Source organism: Edaphobacter bradus (assembly GCF_025685645.1).
Taxonomy (GTDB): domain Bacteria; phylum Acidobacteriota; class Terriglobia; order Terriglobales; family Acidobacteriaceae; genus Edaphobacter; species Edaphobacter bradus.
Map to the genome: position 1 here is coordinate 1 of NZ_JAGSYF010000003.1, position 16,767 is coordinate 16,767.

The 16,767-nt window shown below is 61.6% G+C and carries 16 protein-coding genes; 6 read left to right on the plus strand and 10 right to left on the minus strand.

Annotated elements, in window-relative coordinates; all coding sequences use genetic code 11:
* The 4 genes from OHL16_RS12325 to rpsL all read right to left on the minus strand — a co-directional run.
* Positions 1-136: GTP-binding protein (locus OHL16_RS12325; protein ID WP_263367967.1), on the minus strand; the 136-nt coding region annotated here is incomplete at its 3' end.
* Between the two features lie 68 nt (positions 137-204).
* Positions 205-2,295, minus strand: a complete 2,091-nt coding sequence (gene fusA / locus OHL16_RS12330) for an elongation factor G (protein WP_263367461.1) — start codon at positions 2,293-2,295, stop codon at positions 205-207.
* An 83-nt stretch (positions 2,296-2,378) separates the two neighbouring features.
* Positions 2,379-2,849, minus strand: coding sequence for a 30S ribosomal protein S7 (rpsG, locus tag OHL16_RS12335; RefSeq protein ID WP_263367462.1), 471 nt, complete (start codon positions 2,847-2,849; stop codon positions 2,379-2,381).
* An 89-nt stretch (positions 2,850-2,938) separates the two neighbouring features.
* Positions 2,939-3,322 carry a 30S ribosomal protein S12 gene (gene rpsL, locus OHL16_RS12340; RefSeq protein WP_263367463.1) on the minus strand — a complete coding sequence of 128 codons (384 nt, stop codon included), beginning with the start codon at positions 3,320-3,322 and terminating at the stop codon, positions 2,939-2,941.
* 587 nt (positions 3,323-3,909) lie between these two features.
* Here rpsL and OHL16_RS12345 point away from each other — a divergent pair.
* Positions 3,910-5,988 carry a S9 family peptidase gene (locus tag OHL16_RS12345; protein ID WP_263367464.1) on the plus strand — a complete coding sequence of 693 codons (2,079 nt, stop codon included), beginning with the start codon at positions 3,910-3,912 and terminating at the stop codon, positions 5,986-5,988.
* Positions 5,989-6,314: 326 nt separating this feature from the next.
* Entirely contained in the window at positions 6,315-8,651 is a 2,337-nt protein-coding gene (locus OHL16_RS12350; RefSeq protein ID WP_263367465.1) for a hypothetical protein, read from the plus strand.
* Positions 8,652-8,725: 74 nt separating this feature from the next.
* Here the strand turns inward: OHL16_RS12350 and nusB are convergent, their stop codons facing one another.
* Both nusB and ribH read right to left on the minus strand, forming a co-directional pair.
* Positions 8,726-9,148 (minus strand): transcription antitermination factor NusB, encoded by a 423-nt coding sequence (gene nusB, locus OHL16_RS12355; RefSeq protein WP_263367466.1) that lies wholly within the window; start codon positions 9,146-9,148, stop codon positions 8,726-8,728.
* Positions 9,148-10,044: a 6,7-dimethyl-8-ribityllumazine synthase gene (gene ribH, locus OHL16_RS12360; RefSeq protein WP_263367467.1), complete on the minus strand. Its 897-nt coding sequence runs from the start codon at positions 10,042-10,044 to the stop codon at positions 9,148-9,150. Before ribH ends, nusB begins: the two co-directional genes overlap by 1 nt.
* Before the next feature lie 60 nt (positions 10,045-10,104).
* Between ribH and OHL16_RS12365 the strand changes: the two genes are divergently transcribed.
* The 4 genes from OHL16_RS12365 (at position 10,105) to OHL16_RS12380 (ending at position 13,833) form a co-directional block, all read left to right on the plus strand.
* On the plus strand, positions 10,105-10,899 hold the full coding sequence (locus OHL16_RS12365; protein WP_263367468.1) for an enoyl-CoA hydratase/isomerase family protein: 795 nt from the start codon (positions 10,105-10,107) through the stop codon (positions 10,897-10,899).
* A 201-nt stretch (positions 10,900-11,100) separates the two neighbouring features.
* The gene (locus OHL16_RS12370; RefSeq protein WP_263367469.1) at positions 11,101-11,655 is read left to right on the plus strand and encodes a hypothetical protein; all 555 of its coding nucleotides are present in this window, start codon (positions 11,101-11,103) and stop codon (positions 11,653-11,655) included.
* A 20-nt stretch (positions 11,656-11,675) separates the two neighbouring features.
* The gene (mctP, locus tag OHL16_RS12375) at positions 11,676-13,241 is read left to right on the plus strand and encodes a monocarboxylate uptake permease MctP (RefSeq protein WP_263367470.1); all 1,566 of its coding nucleotides are present in this window, start codon (positions 11,676-11,678) and stop codon (positions 13,239-13,241) included.
* 73 nt (positions 13,242-13,314) lie between these two features.
* Positions 13,315-13,833 carry a DUF1440 domain-containing protein gene (locus OHL16_RS12380; RefSeq protein ID WP_263367471.1) on the plus strand — a complete coding sequence of 173 codons (519 nt, stop codon included), beginning with the start codon at positions 13,315-13,317 and terminating at the stop codon, positions 13,831-13,833.
* Positions 13,834-14,128: 295 nt separating this feature from the next.
* Here the strand turns inward: OHL16_RS12380 and OHL16_RS12385 are convergent, their stop codons facing one another.
* From OHL16_RS12385 to OHL16_RS12400, 4 genes are all read right to left on the minus strand, one after another.
* A complete protein-coding gene (locus OHL16_RS12385; RefSeq protein ID WP_263367472.1) occupies positions 14,129-15,184 on the minus strand; it encodes a purine nucleoside permease in 1,056 nt (351 codons plus the stop codon).
* 136 nt (positions 15,185-15,320) lie between these two features.
* Positions 15,321-16,004, minus strand: coding sequence for a 7-carboxy-7-deazaguanine synthase QueE (locus OHL16_RS12390; RefSeq protein ID WP_263367473.1), 684 nt, complete (start codon positions 16,002-16,004; stop codon positions 15,321-15,323).
* 10 nt (positions 16,005-16,014) lie between these two features.
* Positions 16,015-16,392: a 6-carboxytetrahydropterin synthase QueD gene (gene queD / locus OHL16_RS12395; protein ID WP_263367474.1), complete on the minus strand. Its 378-nt coding sequence runs from the start codon at positions 16,390-16,392 to the stop codon at positions 16,015-16,017.
* Positions 16,393-16,490: 98 nt separating this feature from the next.
* Entirely contained in the window at positions 16,491-16,736 is a 246-nt protein-coding gene (locus tag OHL16_RS12400) for a hypothetical protein (RefSeq protein WP_263367475.1), read from the minus strand.
* Between the last annotated feature and the right edge of the window lie 31 nt (positions 16,737-16,767).

A 16,767-nucleotide genomic window follows, 5' to 3' on the forward strand; every position in this document is an offset into this window, starting at 1 on the left:
GAAACGCGTTCTTCGGGTTGTGCTTCGACAGAACCTTCGTGATCGCCGCCGTCAGCGTCGTCTTGCCGTGATCGATGTGTCCGATCGTCCCGATGTTCACGTGCGGCTTAGACCGGTCAAACTTTTCCTTCGCCATGACTCTCTCCGTGTTTCCTTGACTTCTAGAAATTCAACTTCACAACTTGCTGCGCCTTACGGTGCAGGTTACTTGTCCTTGCCCTGCACCTTGGCGATGATCTCTTCGGAGACCGACCGCGGCGCCTCTTCGTACTGCTTGAACTGCATCGAGTAGTTCGCGCGGCCCTGTGTCGACGAGCGCATGTGCGTCGCATATCCGAACATCGTGCTCAGCGGCACTGTCGCCTTGATGGCCTGCGTTCCGCCAACCATCTCCATGCCCTCGATGCGGCCACGCCGCGAGTTCAGGTCGCCGATGATCGTTCCCATGAACTCCTCGGGAACCGTCACTTCGACGTCCATCATGGGCTCAAGCAGAACCGGCTTCGCCTTCCTGGCAGCCTCCTTGAAGGCCATTGAACCGGCGATCTTGAACGCCATTTCGTTCGAGTCGACGTCGTGATAGCTGCCGTCGTAGAGCGAAACCTTGATGTCGACCATCTCGTAGCCGGCCAGAACGCCGCGCGTCATCGCGTCCTGAATGCCCTGGTCGATCGGCTTGATGTACTCCTTCGGAATCACGCCGCCCTTGATGTCGTTCGAGAACTCGTATCCCTTGCCCGGCTCGTTTGGCGCGATGCGGATCTTCGCGTGGCCGTAGTTACCCGAACCACCCGTCTGACGGATGTATTTGCCCTCTGCCTCGGCGTTGGCGCGGATCGTCTCGCGGTACGCCACCTGCGGCTTGCCAACGTTCGCCTCGACCTTGTACTCGCGCATCATACGGTCGACGATGATCTCAAGGTGCAGCTCGCCCATGCCGGCGATGATCGTCTGACCCGAGTCAGGATCGGTGTGCACGCGGAAGGTAGGATCTTCCTGTGCCAGCTTTGCCAGCGCCATCGACATCTTCTCCTGGTCAGCCTTCGTCTTCGGCTCGACTGCGAGCTCGATAACGGGTGCCGGGAAGTCGATCGACTCAAGCACAATCGGAGCCTTGTCCGTGCAGATCGTGTCGCCGGTGATCAGGTTCTTGAGACCTACAGCCGCGCAGATATCACCGGCCAGAATCTCCGTGATCTCCTCGCGCTTGTTGGCGTGCATCTTCAGCAGACGCCCAATGCGCTCCGTCTTGCCCGTGCGCGGATTCAGGACCGAATCGCCGGTCTTCAGCGTGCCCGAGTAGACGCGGATGAAGATCAGCTGGCCGACAAAGGGGTCGGTCATGATCTTGAAGCCCAGCGCCGCAAATGGCTCGTTGTCGTCCGTCTTGCGGATGATCTTCTCTTCAGAGTTGTCAGGGTTCGCGCCCTGCACGGGAGGAATGTCGATCGGGCTGGGAAGGTAATCGACCACCGCATCCAGCAGCGTCTGCACGCCCTTGTTCTTGAACGCCGAACCGCACAGCACCGGAAAGATCTTCATCCCGATCGTCGCCTTGCGGATGCCGGCCTTCAACTGCTCGACGGTCGGCTCCTGACCCTCAAGATAGAGGTGCATCAGCTCGTCGTCATTCTCGGCGACAGCTTCGACCAGAGCGTGGCGAGCCTCGTTGGCCTTCTCCACCAGATCAGCCGGAATCTCTTCCACCGAGTACTGGGCGCCCATCGTCTCGTCATGCCACAGGATCGCCTTCATCGTGACCAGATCGACAACGCCGGCAAACTTCGCCTCTGCACCGATCGCGATGTTCAGCGGAATCGCGCGCGCGCCCAACCGGTCAACGATCGTCGAGGTCGCATAGACTGCGTCCGCGCCGGCACGATCCATCTTGTTGATGAAGCAGATACGGGGGACCTTGTACTTGTCAGCCTGGCGCCACACCGTCTCAGACTGCGGCTGCACACCGGCGACCGCATCGAAGCAGGCTACCGCGCCGTCCAGCACGCGCAGCGAACGCTCCACCTCAGCCGTGAAGTCCACGTGGCCGGGAGTATCAATGATATTGATACGGGTGTTCTTCCACGTGCAGGTCGTCGCAGCCGAGGTAATCGTGATGCCGCGCTCCTGCTCCTGCTCCATCCAGTCCATGGTCGCAGTGCCCTCGTGCACTTCGCCGATACGGTGCGTGATGCCCGTATAGAAGAGAATGCGCTCGGTCGTCGTCGTCTTGCCGGCGTCAATGTGCGCCATGATCCCGATATTCCGGCAACGATTCAGAGGTGTAGTGCGTGCCACGATCCGTCTCTCATCTGCGGGCCCAGACCCGCGGTAATAACTACGTTGAAACTAAAAACAAACTCTGCAGAGAATCTCTTTCTTTACCACCGATAGTGCGCAAAGGCCTTGTTCGCTTCAGCCATGCGGTGAACGTCTTCCTTCTTCTTCATCGCCGCGCCACGGCCGTTGGCCGCATCAAGCAGTTCTGCAGTCAGCTTCTCGACCATGCCCTTCTCGCCTCGCGCGCGGCCGTAAGTCACCAGCCAGCGAATCGCCAGGGAGGTGCGACGCTCGGGATTGACCTCAATCGGCACCTGGTAGTTCGCACCGCCCACGCGGCGGCTCTTGACCTCAAGAAGCGGCTTCACGTTCTCGACAGCCTTCTTGAAGAGCTTCAGGGCCTCGTCGCCACCCTTCTGCTCCAGATTCGTCATGGCCTCGTAGAAAATATTCTGCGCGGTCGATTTCTTGCCGCCCCACATCATCGAGTTCACGAACTTCGTCACCAGGGTCGAGTTGTAGACCGGGTCGGCCGCAACCTCACGCTTCGCAATGTAACCTTTTCTCGGCATTCTCTCTTCTCTTCTTCCTCCAGGACCGTAGACCTCTCAAGCCCTGGACCTGTTATCAGACTTCAAATCTCTTGCGGCAAAGCCGCGGCTTACTTGGCAGCAGCCTTCGGACGCTTCGCTCCATACTTCGAGCGGCCCTGCTTCCGGTTGGCCACGCCGACCGAGTCGAGCGTGCCACGCACAACGTGGTACCGAACACCCGGCAGGTCCTTCACACGGCCGCCGCGGATCAGCACAATCGAGTGCTCCTGCAGGTTGTGGCCGATGCCAGGGATGTACGTCGTCACCTCAATCCCGTTCGTCAGGCGGACACGAGCCACCTTACGCAGAGCCGAGTTCGGCTTCTTCGGGGTCTGGGTGTAGACGCGGGTGCAGACGCCGCGGCGCTGAGGCGAACCCTGCAGCGCGGGGCTGGCCGTCTTATAACGAGTGGGCGTGCGGCCCTGCTTGACGAGTTGATGAAACGTAGGCACTCGAACTCCTTGATGTTACAAACCTGATCTTTTGTCAGGCGCGCAGAAAGGGCCGGACTTCGCTTTTGCATCACACGCAAAAATCGAGGACGCACAATGCGCCTCTAGCGAAGAACTCCCCTGCTTCGCGTCTGTTGAACCCTGTACAGCCAGACGAAAACAGTCGACGGTGGCCGGGTCTGCTGGCTATCTCCGGCTTTCTCGCCCTCTTAGCCCGCCCAACTCCGTTTCGCTGTTCCGGCCCACATAGCCCATCCAAGGTGGAGGGTGTCGCAGGCACGTTTCGATGGGCCGCAGATTTCGGCTCTCAACCATCCTGAGAACCCTGCGGTATCTTTCTTATATCCAGTATAGCGCAAGTTTACGTTCTCCGCTCATTGAGAAGAGAACTGAAGACTGCCTGGGCATTTCTCTACCCCCACTTCCTGGTTTCCCTACGAAGTGGTCCGGATACTCGCGGAACCCTCTAACAATAGCAATTCCCTGGCCTAGAGTCAATAAATGGTGCGTCAAATCGTCGTCTTTCGCTCATGCCTGCGCGATATCCGACGCCACCTCACCCAAAATCCACGTGCTACGCTTTCGAAATGATCCTGGCCCGCCGCACGCTCTGCCTGCTGACTCTCTTCTCTGCCTTGGCCATCGCCCCCGCGCCGGCCCAGACTACCTCGTCCGCCTCCGGCTCGCGCATCAGCTCCCTCCTCCAGATGCTCGGAAGCACGCGCACCCCCTTCGAGGCCGCCATCTCCCCCGACGGCGCCACCGTCGCCTGGTCCATGCGAGATCACAAGGACTCGCAGATTCACCTCACCAGCGTCGCCGACCCCACCAAGGACCATCTCCTCACGCCGTCGACCGCGGCCGCCAACTGCAGCAATTCCTCTCCCACCTGGTCGCCTGACGGCAACTCGCTCGCCTACTTCTCTACCTGCACCACCGACATCGATAGGCCGGAGCAGCAGCAGGTCTTCGTCTGGTCGAAGAAGACGGGCCAATCCCGCCAGCTCACCCACCTCACCGGTGAGCTCAGCTCACACGCATGGTCGCCCGATGGCAAGACCATCGCCTTCCTCTTCGTCGAAAACGCCACCCGCTCCGCCGGAGCCCTCGCCGCCATGAAGCCTTGGAGCGGAGTCATCGGCGAAGACGGCGTCGAAGTGCAGCGTGTAGGAGCTGTTGATGTAGCCAGCGGACGTTTTTCTGAGATCACTCCCCAGAAACTCCACGTCTACGAGTTCACATGGTCCCTTGACTCCAAACAACTTGCCTACGTCGCCGCCAATCCTCCAGGAGAGAACAACTGGTGGGTTGCCAAGCTATACACATCCAGCGTCGAACATGAAACGACAACTACGAACGACGTAACAATTCACAATGTGAAGTTGGATGTACATGCCATCCTCGACACTCAAAAAATCTCTGGCCCCCTCCACGGCCTCCAGATCGCCCTGCCCCGCTTCTCCGACGACGGCAAGCAAATCGCCTTCATCGGTGGCCTCATGAGCGACCAGGGCTCGACCGGCGGCGACATCTGGGTCATCCCGTCCACCGGCGGCGAACCGAAGAACCTCACCCCCAACCGCACCTCCACCCCCGCCTTCTTCGGCTGGATCGATGACAAGACCCTCGGCATCTCCGAGCACGTCGGCGGCAGCTCGCGCATCGTCGTCCACCACATCGACACCGGCAAGGACGATCCCGCCCAGGCCGTCACCTTCCCTGAGTCCATCGGCTCCGGAGCCTCCGTGATGAGCGTGTCAGTAGCCGACAATGGGGACATCGCCATCATCCGCAGCTCTTTCGAGCGCGCTCCTGAGGTCTGGGCTGGCCCCCTCACCAACCTCAAGCAGATCACGCACCTCAACGACGCACTCAAGCCGACATGGGGCAAGTCTGAGAACATCGAGTGGACCAACGATGGTTTCCACGTCCAAGGCTGGCTCCTCTATCCCGCCAACTACGACCCTAATAAAAAGTACCCGCTCATTGTCAGCGTCCACGGCGGGCCTTCCTCAGCCGCCACACCGCACTGGCCCGGAGTCGGCTACGGCGGAGTCCCTTTTTCCGCACTGGGCTACTTCGTCTTCATGCCCAATCCACGCGGCTCCTATGGTCAAGGTGAAAAATTCACGCAGGCCAATGTCAAGGACTTCGGCTACGGTGATCTCCGCGACATCCTCGCCGGCATGGACACGCTCGAGCAGCGCCTCCCCATCGACAAGACTCGCGAAGGCCTCACCGGCTGGAGCTACGGCGGCTTCATGACCATGTTCACCGTCACCCAGACGCACCGCTTCCGCGCCGCCGTCGCCGGAGCCGGCATCAGCGACTGGAAGAGCTACTACGGCGAGAACTCCATCGACCAGTGGATGCTCCCCTTCTTCGGTGCCAGCGTCTACGACGACGCCCCCGTCTATGCGAAGAGCTCCGCCATCGAATACATCAAGAACGTGAAGACTCCTACGCTGGTCGTCGTAGGCGACCGCGACGGCGAGTGCCCCGCGCCGCAGAGCTTCGAGTTCTGGCACGCCCTCCGCGACGAAGGCGTCAAAACGCAGCTCGTCATCTACCCCAACGAAGGCCACGCCTTCCGCGATCTGGCACATCGACGCGATGTCCTCGAACGAGCCTTCAACTGGTTCGAGACAGAGATGCCGAAGAACTAGAGGGCTCAGGGCTCAGCGAAGCTACTTCGTCATTTTCGTCGCATACTACCGTTGCGCACTTTGCATTCACCTTTGCGCCCTGTGCGTTTGCATTTCTTGTTGTCGTTCCGTAGCGCAGCGAAGGAATCTGCTGCGCGCGCGTACGTCCACTTCGCTACGTCATCTTCTCGCACATTCCATCCAAACCGTCGCCACTGGAGCCATCTCATTTGCCTCTCCTCAAGTCACCTTTTACACTGATTGCTCGGGTTACACTGATTGCTCGGGAGTTCAGCGTTTGCGGTACAAACCGTCTAACTTGTGTCCCGGTTGGACGGGGAGGTTCAATGCGTCGGTTCGTCACTCTGGCAGTTCTGTTTCTCTTCACAATTCCGTTTGGCATCTCCATCTCAGGCTGTGCAAAGAAAAGCTCCATCACCTATTGCACCGGAGACACGGGCCCCATCGTGGGACAGGCCACAACCCTTACTCTGACGCCTAAGCTCTTCGGCATCTCGCTGAACTTCGCCCAGATCGGTCAGGTTGCATCGCCGACCGCCACCGACTGTAAAGGAACTTCCGTCTCCATCGGAACCTTTACCTATGGAGTCTTCGACGCCAACGGCAACGCCACCATGGACGTCGCCGACGTCGTTCCCACCACAGGCCGCCTCTGCGCCGGGACCTGGAACCGCAATACCGGCGGCGGCATCGCAGACTACACCACCTGCAACCCGACCAATAAGACCGGAACCGTCTACGTCGTAGCTAGCGCCGCCGGCGTCAACAGCAACTCCATTCCCATCTTTGTACATCCGAAGGTCACCAGCGTCGTCCTCGGCAACGCGACCCCCCCGGCCAACTGCTCTACCGACCCCAATCCCTCGTCCAACTGCTGCGCGCTCGCGTCTACCCAGACTGTCACCGCGCCCCCGTATTCCGCCAACTCCTGTCTCTCGCAGGGATCCACCGGCCAGATTGTCGCTCGCGCCTTCGATACCAACGGGAATAACATTACCTGCGCTGTCGGCCATCTCAGCTACATGCCGCAAACCTCCTCCATCGTCACCGTCGACGAGAACGGCGTAGCCACAGCTCAGCAGCCCGGCTCGACCGTCATCACGGCCAACATCGCCAACGCCAGCAGCTCGGCCGGTTTCTTCTCCACCTGCCCACCAGTCTCCATCGCGCTCACCGTGGCCAACTCCGGCGGCCAGACGAGTGCCGTCGTCGACCAGAACACCAACCAGCCGCTCTCGGCCACGGTCCTCGACAAGAATGGGACCAAACTCACCGGCCTGAGCCTCGTCTACAACTCGACCCAGCCCACTACAATCCCCGCCGCCGCCGCCGGAAGCATTACCCCCATCTTCCCGGGAGCCGCGGCCATCACAGCCATCTGCCAGCCGCCTTCCTGCAATCCGTCTCCAATTAATGAGATCGGCCTGCTCGGCAACGGAACCCCGGTCGCCTCCGACTCTGTCTCCATCACCTCGCCGGGAACGAGCAGCACCCTGCTCTACATCGCCAGCACCAAGTCCCTCTATCTCGTGCCGGTCGACTTCACCACTACAACCCTCGGCGCTCCCGTCCGGCTGCCCTACGTACCAAATTCGATGGTCATCGCCAACGACGGCTCCTCCATCTACATGGGGAGCGACACCGAGCTGATGACCTTCAACGCCATCACCAACGCGCTCTCCAAGGAAGACAACACCGTCAAGGGCAAGGTCCTTGCCATCTCGCCTGATGGCACAACAATTGTCATCACCGACCTGGTCCGTCAGCTCGTCTACCTCTACGCCTCGAGCGGCGTCGTCGTCTCTACCGCCGGCGGAGTCGGCACTCACGCTGAATTCACCCCCGACAGTGAGACCGTCTACATCACCACCGGCACGCCGAACTCCGACGGAAGCGTCACCCCCGGAAACACGCTCCTTGTCCACTCCCAGTTCACAGGCTGGTCCAGCATCACGCTCGGCTCGCCCGCCGCTGACATCGCAGTCACCGTCCCCAGCGTGGGAGCCTACCTCGCAGGATCGACAACGACCGCGCGCAGCTACTGCCCCAGCACCACGCTCTCGGCCGACGGCAGCAGCGTTGTCAGCAATGAGTACTACCCGCTCTCCGACAGCGCCACTGTTCCCACAGACATCGTCAGCGCCACCAACGACGGACAACACATTATCGGAGCCACCGTCTCAGGCAGCCCATCCGTTGTCGATCTGGCCTTCAAGTCTTCGACGCCCGGCCTGCCCATCGGCGCCTGCCCCACCGTGGTGCCCAATACCTACTTCACGAACAGCCGGACCGCCGCCACAACCGTTCCCCTCAGCGGTGTCACAGCAACCTCCATCAACGACGTCATCCCGTCCTCTGATTCGAAGATCGCCTTCGTAACCTACAACGGCACTGGATCGCTCCCCGCATACGCTCCCTCAAGCGGAGCCGTCACCAACGTGACTCTCACCGGAGGCGCGACCTCTCCCGTTGCCGCTGCCATCAGCTCGGACAATTCCACGCTCTACGTTGGAACGACCGGCGACAACAAGGTCCACCTCGTCAGCATCAAGACCCTCACCGACGACTCGACCAAGACGATCGCGCCCAACCTGCCCGACGTCAACAACAACATCGTCACGCCGAACCTCATCGTTCAGCACCCGAAGAAGGCCACCTCGTAGCCTTCGGGAACCCACAACGAGCAACACAAAAGCCCTCTCCACCGAGAGGGCTTTCCTTTGCCTGCTCTACTTCCTCAAGCCAGCCGCTGCTTCAGCAGGTCCCGCGCAATGGCATCCAGCACACCGTTCAGAAAATGGATTGACTCCGGCGCGGCATACCGCCGCCCCACCTCCAGCGACTCGTTGATAATGATCGCCGCTGGAGTACTCGGATACCCCAGCATCTCAGCCACCGCCGCGCGCATCAGGTTGCGATCCACCACAGCCATCCGCTCGATCCTCCAGTTCTGCGCGTGCGCCTCGATGAGCTTGTCGATCTCATCCTGCCGCGATGTCGCAATCCGGTAGATGTCCTCGGCGAACCCTCGCGTCTCTTCATCCACAGCCTCGCGCGACGGCCAGAACAGCTTCGCGACCTGCTCCGGCGACTGCTTCCCCAGGTCGCCCTGAAAGAGCATCTGCATCGCCAGCTCACGCGACTTCCTTCGAGTCCCCATCAGCGGCCACCCTCTGCGATCTGAGGCTGGCCAATCTTTTTCTGTATCGACACCATCTCGATCGCCGCAGTCGCCGCCTCAAATCCCTTGTTCCCTGCCTTGAGGCCCGCGCGATCCAGCGCCTGCTCCAGCGTCTCGCACGTCAGCACCCCGAACGCATGCGGCACACCAGTCTCCTGCTGCGATTGCCCGATTCCCCGCGCCACCTCGTTGTAGATAGCCTCATAGTGCGCAGTCTCTCCGCGCAGCAGACACCCCAGCGTCACAATCGCGTCGAACCTCTTCGACTCCGCCAGTGTCCGCGCCGCCGAAGGAATCTCCCACGCGCCCGGAACCCGCACGATCTCGACATCCTTCCGCGCTGCGCCGCTCCGGTACAACCCATCTAGCGCTCCCTGCAGCAGCCGGTCTGTAATCACCGTGTTCCAACGCGTCGTAATCACGGCGAACCGCATCCCCGCTGCCGAAAGATCACCCTCAATCGCCACTGGCCTGCCGTGCAGCACGTTCTCCGACTGCCAGAACCCCAGCGTCAGCTCCTCGCTCGCGCCCGTCGTCAGCTTCACCGTAAACAACCGGCTGTTCCAATGCGTCGGCTCGGGCTTCGTCAGCAGCGACGCAATCTCTTCCGTCCGGTAGCTCCCCAGCATCCACTTCTCAACCGCCATGTGAATCGCATCAAGCTCCGTGACCTCAATCAGCAGGCGAGGCGTCGCCGGCTGCTTCCCTGTCACAAACTCCAGATTCCCCAGCGGAGCCAGCATCGCCGCGCCGCGGCCCGTGCCATCGTCCCATCCCCTGCCTTGCTCAAAACCCAGTGCCAGAAACAGGCTCTGCAACTTGTCGAACATCTCCGGCGACGCAACCGCGTTTACCACCGTCATTCCCTTGATCATGCTTTCGATTGTATCGTTTGAATCGCGCCCCACTCGCGCATATCAGCACCCGGAGATCGCATGCCCGACCTCAACACCTTCCAGACCCTCCTCTGCGAGGTCACCGACAACATCGCCACCGTCACCCTCAACCGCCCCAAGGTTCTCCACGCCCTCGACACCCAGGTCTTCGACGAGCTCGAAGCCGTCTTCACCGCCCTCGCTGCTGACCCCGCCGTCCGAGTCATCCTTCTCACCGGCTCCGGAGAAAAGGCCTTCGCCGCCGGTGCCGACATCAACGAGCTAGTCGCCAGCGACCGCACGACCGGCGAGGCCAAGTCCCTGCGTGGCCAGTCCGTCTTCCGCCTCATCGAGACCTGCGGCAAACCCGTCCTCGCCCTCATCAACGGCTTCGCTCTCGGCGGAGGCTGCGAGCTCGCCCTCGCCTGCACCCTCCGCATCGCCAGCGACAAGGCCCGCCTCGGTCAGCCCGAGGTCAAGCTGGGCCTCCTGCCCGGCTACGGCGGCTCTCAGCGCCTCCCCCGCCTCACCGGCCTCTCCGCCGCGCTCAAGCTCCTCATCACCGGCGAGATCATCGACGCCGCTGAGGCCTTCCGCATCGGCCTCGTCGACGAGGTCGTCCCCGCCGACTGGCTCCTCGCCCGAGGCCATGAACTCGCCCGCTCCATCGCCGCCCAGGCCCCGCTCGCCGTCTCCGCCTGCCTCGACGCCGTCCGCCGCGGCGCCGACCTGCCCCTCGACTCCGCCCTCAAGCTCGAAGCCGAGCTCTTCGGCCAGCTCTGCGCCACCGCCGACAAAGCCGAAGGCACCCGCGCCTTCCTCGAAAAGCGCCCCGCCGCCTGGACCGGCAAATAGTCCTAACGACTTACAGCGGTCAGCTTCTAAAAGACCACGGCAGTCCTATGCTGAGACAAAATCGGGTGCGCCAGGTCTCGATTCTGAGGCCTGGGTTTCGCAGAATGCCCGGGGCCCATGTAAATCGCCCCACAACTGACTCGCTAACTCGCTGGGTCCCCGCCCCTTGCCTTTACCGTCTCCGTTGTTATGCTGATAATCGTGCCAAAGCTCCGCTCCACATTCGCTCTAACTCTCTCCGCAGCCCTCCTCGCGCCTGTCGCCCTCACCGGCTGCTCTCGCCCCGCTGCGCAGAGCGCCTCCCCGACGCTCGCCTCCTCGCAGCAGGCCGCGCTCAACGCCGCCCGTCAGCAGCTGGAGCTCATCCCGCCGCCCGCCAAGTCGCGCTACATGGCCGTCCACAGCCTCGACACTTGGGAGAACCCCTACCTCACCGTTCAGGGCTCCATGGTCACCCTGCACGTCCTGCTCGCTGACGCCAACGCCAGCTCGCTCGGCCAGGGCAGCATCCTCCGCCCCGTCGGAGCCCGGCGCCGCAACCTCGACGTCCGCCTCAGCGACCTCCCCACTGCGCTCAACGCCATCCCTGAGAGCTCCTGGCCCTACGGCCGCGTCATCGCCATCGAAGAGGCCCACGAGACTCCCGCCTCCGCCCGCCCTGTCGTCCGCCGCAACATGGAGGCCGTCATCAAGACCCTCAACGACCTCGGCGTCGTCGTCTACGACTGGTCCACCGCCAACGGCACGCAAGGCTGAATCAAGTTCCTCGATACAGCATGAACTTCCTCCCCTCATGCGCTACTGTGCTCCTTCCCTCGGGTGAGCGATTGCATACGACGGCCCTTATTGTCTTCTGTCTCTTTTTTCTGTTCGTGACCCTCGCCGGATTCTGGGCCGCACGCTGGCGCCGCCCCCCCGGCGGCATTGCCACCCTCGAAGAATGGGGACTCGCCGGCCGCACCTTCGGAACCTGGATCACCTGGTTTCTCATCGGTGGCGACCTCTACACCGCCTACACCGTCATCGCCGTCCCCGCCGCGCTCTACGGCACCGGAGCCATGGGCTTCTTCGCCGTTCCCTACGCCGTCATCGCCTATCCCTACATGATGCTCGTCCTCCCGCGCCTCTGGTCCGTCTGCCACCGTCATGGCTACGTCACCTTCGCCGACTTCGTAGCCGGCCGCTACGGCAACCGTTGGCTCACCGTCGCCGTCGCGCTCACCGGAGTCCTCGCGCTGATGCCCTACATCGCGCTCCAGCTAGTCGGGATCCGCGTCGTCATCGCAGCCATGGGGATCCACGGCGAGTGGCCCCTCGCCGCCGCCTTCATCATCCTCGCCGCCTATACCTACTCGAGCGGCCTCCGCGCCCCTGCTGTCATCGCCATCGTCAAGGACCTCATGCTGTACATCATGGTCCTCGCCGCCATCATCATCCTCCCGCTCAAACTCGGCGGATATGCGCATATCTTCGAGGTCGCCAACCAGGCCCTCGCCACCCACACTCCCGCCGCCACCACATCGCTCCGGCAGGGACAGTTCCTCGGCTACTCTACGCTCGCCATCGGATCGGCCATCGCACTGATGCTCTATCCCCACACCGCAACCGCAGTCCTAAGTGCAAGCAGCGCGAACGTCGTCCGCCGCAATGCAGCGATGCTCCCCGCCTACAGCTTCCTCCTCGGCCTGATCGCGCTCCTCGGCTACGTCGCTCTCGCCGCCGGAATCTCCATCAAAGACACCAGCTCCGCCATCCCGCTTCTCTTCCTCAAGATGTTCCCCGAGTGGTTCAGCGGCTTCTGCCTCGCCGCCATCGCCATCGGAGCCCTCGTTCCCGCGGCCATCATGTCCATCGCCGCCTCCAACCTCTTCACCCGCAATCTCTACGGTGCCATCGCCCGCCGCAAGATGCAGCCGCACGAAGAGTCCAACATGGCGAAGATCGTCTCGCTCGTCGTCAAATTCGGCGCGCTTGCCTTCATCCTCTTCCTTCCCACGCCATACGCCATCCAGATGCAGCTCCTCGGTGGCATCTGGATGGCCCAGCTCTTCCCCGCAGTCGTTATCGGAGTCTTCTCCCGCTGGTTTCACCCCTGGGCGCTCCTTGCCGGTTGGGCCGCAGGTATGGCCAGTGGAAGCGCAATGGCGGCCTCCCTCAGCCTCAAGAGCTCTGTCTACCCGCTCCATCTCCCCGCGTGGCTCGGAGGAACCTGGGCCATGTACGCCGCCATCCCCGCGCTACTGCTGAACCTCGCCGTCTCCGCGCTCCTCACGCTTGTCCTTCGCGCTGCCGGAGCCGCCGAAGGAATCGACACCACCGACGCCGCGGCCTACGTCGGATAAACTCCACGACACAGCCCACCGCGCACCTGGCGCATCATACAATTTGGTGCAAACCAAAAACGGAAGCGGACACATGATGAGACAAAGGCGCCTGGAGATCGTTCGAGACAACACAGTAACCAAAGCAGAACAGAAGCAGCACGGCCGCTCTCTGGCCAAGGGCATCGCAGCCGGGCTCGTCGGCGGACTCGTCGCCACCGCTGCCCGCTCGCTGTCCCATAAGGTCTATCCGCCGCGCCGTAACGGCGAGCCTGAGAGGCCTGAGCTCCCCTCGGGCCAACCCACCGGCTATGCTCTCGCCCTGAGAAGGGTCGCTGCCTCTCCCGCCATGCACTGGGGCCTCGGAGCAGCCGCCGGAGCCGCGTACGGCGCCGTCGCAGAATACTACCCCCAAGCCACATCAAGGGATGGAGCCAGCTTCGGCATGACCCTCGCCGCCGCCTCGCAGGATGGCGCCCTCGCCGCCCTCGGCCTCGCCGCCGCCCCAGCGGTGGAACACAGCACTCGCGAAAAATCCAGCGACATGGCCTCCTTCATCGTCTTCGGCATCGTCACCGAAACCGTCCGGAGAGTCGTTCGAAGGCTCATCTAGCCGAAACGGACCGTGCGTTCCACGAGAGGGGCTAATCCGTCGGCAGTATGTGTGTATAGTCTGGCCTCCTGGAGGGATGCCAAAAATGGAAATCCGCGGTGAATTCCAATTGCGGGGCGCATGAACTCGATGGAATAGCCGCACCCCTTCTCGCGGCGTCTCTCCCATGACTTCTATCCCGGCGGACGCCACGAGATGCTAAATGAGATCAACCGGAATGAAGTCGAGTCGAATTTGCTTCGCAGGCTCTCTGCCACTCTTCACTGGTAGGCGACATCTGTAACAGCAAGGGTTTTTACCGCGAGCGCGGGATATCATCCCGCGTCTGGCCCCAGTTCGCCACCAGTGAGTCCACCACGACGTGCCCGACCCGGTAAGCCGCCTCCAGGGACGGGAGGTAAGCACTGTAGTGCGCGACCTTCGTCTCCGCCAGGCTCTCGGCAGCGGTGATACCGGTTCGCTGCTGGTCGTAGTTCGAAGCCGCGCGCAGCACCAGTACGCGGTGAATATCGACCTTCCCCGCCCGCCCCAGCCAAGTCAGCGACTGCAGCGTGCCGGTGTCTTCCATTCCGCACACTGCGTACGTGCCCTTGCCGTCGGTTTGGTACTTCACCCAATCCCGAGCCCACTGGTTCATCAGCTTGCCGTGCCAGAACGTGGAAGCTGAAAGATTGTCGCCGCGCAGCACAAAGGGCGGACGATGCGCCATCGCGCCCTCATACTGCATCCGCCGCTCCTTGATGTCCTTCGTATCAACCAGTTCGATGTTCTTTGTCAGGTTGAAGGCCCAGTCCACCAGCGCCGTATTCAAATGGTAGACGTTACCGTCGTCGCCAAACCGGGCGGTCCGCGGCTCCTCATAGGGAGTCGACTTTCCCAGCGGGACATAGCCCGTCTTCCAGTCCTTGGGGATCTCCCGCGCATCGATCTCATGCGACAGGTCCCCATCCACAACATAGTCGGACCAAACCGCGGACCCCAGCGAGCCCATCGCCGGATCGATCCCAGCGATGCCGGCGACAAGAAAATAAGCATGAGTCAGATCAAACCGGGGATCGTTGCCGAGCGCCATGATCGTCGCCGCTGCCCGCGCCGTGCCCACGCCCGTCACGACGCCCAGCACGCCGTCCTTGTTCATCCGCAGGTCGTGATATCCCTGCGGAAACGGCAACACTGTATCAAGATGTTCGCGTTCCACCCATAACTGATACTCACCCGGAACATCACCCGTATCGGCGCCGACCTCAAACATGCTGACGACAACAACTTTGATCTCGGTCGGCTTCTGCGGAGCCTGTGCGAAGGCGCAGCTAGCCGTTACCAGAAGGAGAAGGCTTGAAAGGAGACGCATAACTGATGGTAACGCACTCCATACAACACGCTATCGGCTCTTATCCGGCAGTTACGCCCCCAACCTCCAACCCGAAGCGCGATTCGCTCGCGCTTCTGCAGGTTGTCTTTGGAGTCAAACTACAGAAACTGCGCGATTAGACGCCCTTCTTCTGCGGCTCCCAGATGAACTTGTGGATCTGCAGCGACAGCCGTGCCGGCAATCCATCCTCCAGCATCCACTCCACCAGCTTCCGCGGATCAAGCGCCATATTGTCCGCCGTCCGCTGCGGGCTCGGTATCTTCTGGAACGCCGGAGAGAGCAGGATCTGCCCTGCCTTCAGCTCAAGCGAGTGTGCTCTGATGAACTCGCGCGTGAACTCATAATCCGCGCGATCGCTGATGACGAACTTCACCTCGTCATTCGGCGTCAGCGCGTCAAGGTTCTCCATCCGGAAGCTGTTCGCCGCCGAGCCAGCGCCCGGACACTTCACATCGACGATCTTATGCACAGCCTTCGGAACCTCAGCGAGAGGCCGCTCTCCGGAGGTCTCGATCATCAGCGTAAAGCCTTGCGCAAGCAGCCGCTCCATCAACGGGAGCAGCTCGCGTGCCTGCAGCATCGGCTCGCCGCCCGTGAACTCGACGAGTCTGCAAGGCGCAAGCGCTTCGATCTGAGCAACGATCTCGTCCTCGGTAAACGGCTTGCCGCCCGTAAAGGTGTACTCGGAGTCGCACCACGAGCAGCGGAGGTTGCAGCCGGCAAGACGCACAAAGATGCACGGCAGACCGGCGAAGGAAGACTCGCCCTGAACGGACTTGTAAAGCTCAATGAGATACATAGGAAGGTTGCTACTCGTAGTACCGCGCGAAGCTCGTGTCGGTCTCGTAAAGCGTGCAGTCTTTGATCTTCACGCGGCCTGCGGTCATTTCGTCGAGCTGCTTCGCGGTCTCCTGGTAGAAGTAGCGCGCCAGATTCTCAGCCGAAGGATTCACCGTCGTAAAGGGCTCAAGATCATTGATCATCTGGTGATCCAGACGATCCACCAAAGGGCGCATCACCTGCTTCAGCAGCTTGAAGTCGAGCAGAAGTCCAGCCTCATCAAGCTCTTTGCCCACCAGTGTGACAAAGACCTTGTAATTGTGGCCGTGCGGATTCTCGCACTTGCCTCGGTAATTGCGCAGGTAGTGGCCGGAGGAGAATCCGGCTTCTACAGTAACTTCAAACATGACTCTTCGTTCCCTTCAACCGGCCGCGCTGGAGGAATTGTGGTTAGGAGGGCGCGACTCGCAGCGGCCTCTTTTATTGTACCGGTTTTGCCCAGACGTCAGCGTTTGCGCCTCTCGCGACGGGCCTCTTCCGCGCGCCGTTCCGCCTGCTCAAACAGTGAGGACAGAACGCCCGCGAGCGCAACGACCAGCGCCAACACAAACAGCGCAAGCCCGGTCGTGCGCCAGAGGCTCACGTCGCCAGGCGAACCTGGCTGCTGTGCGATGTTCGTATACGCCAGTGCGCACGAGATGAGCGAGAAGACAAACAGCGTCCCGGCAAGAATGTAGAGGTTGCGTCCCATGATGCTGAATCTATTCTATGGGCGCGCAACC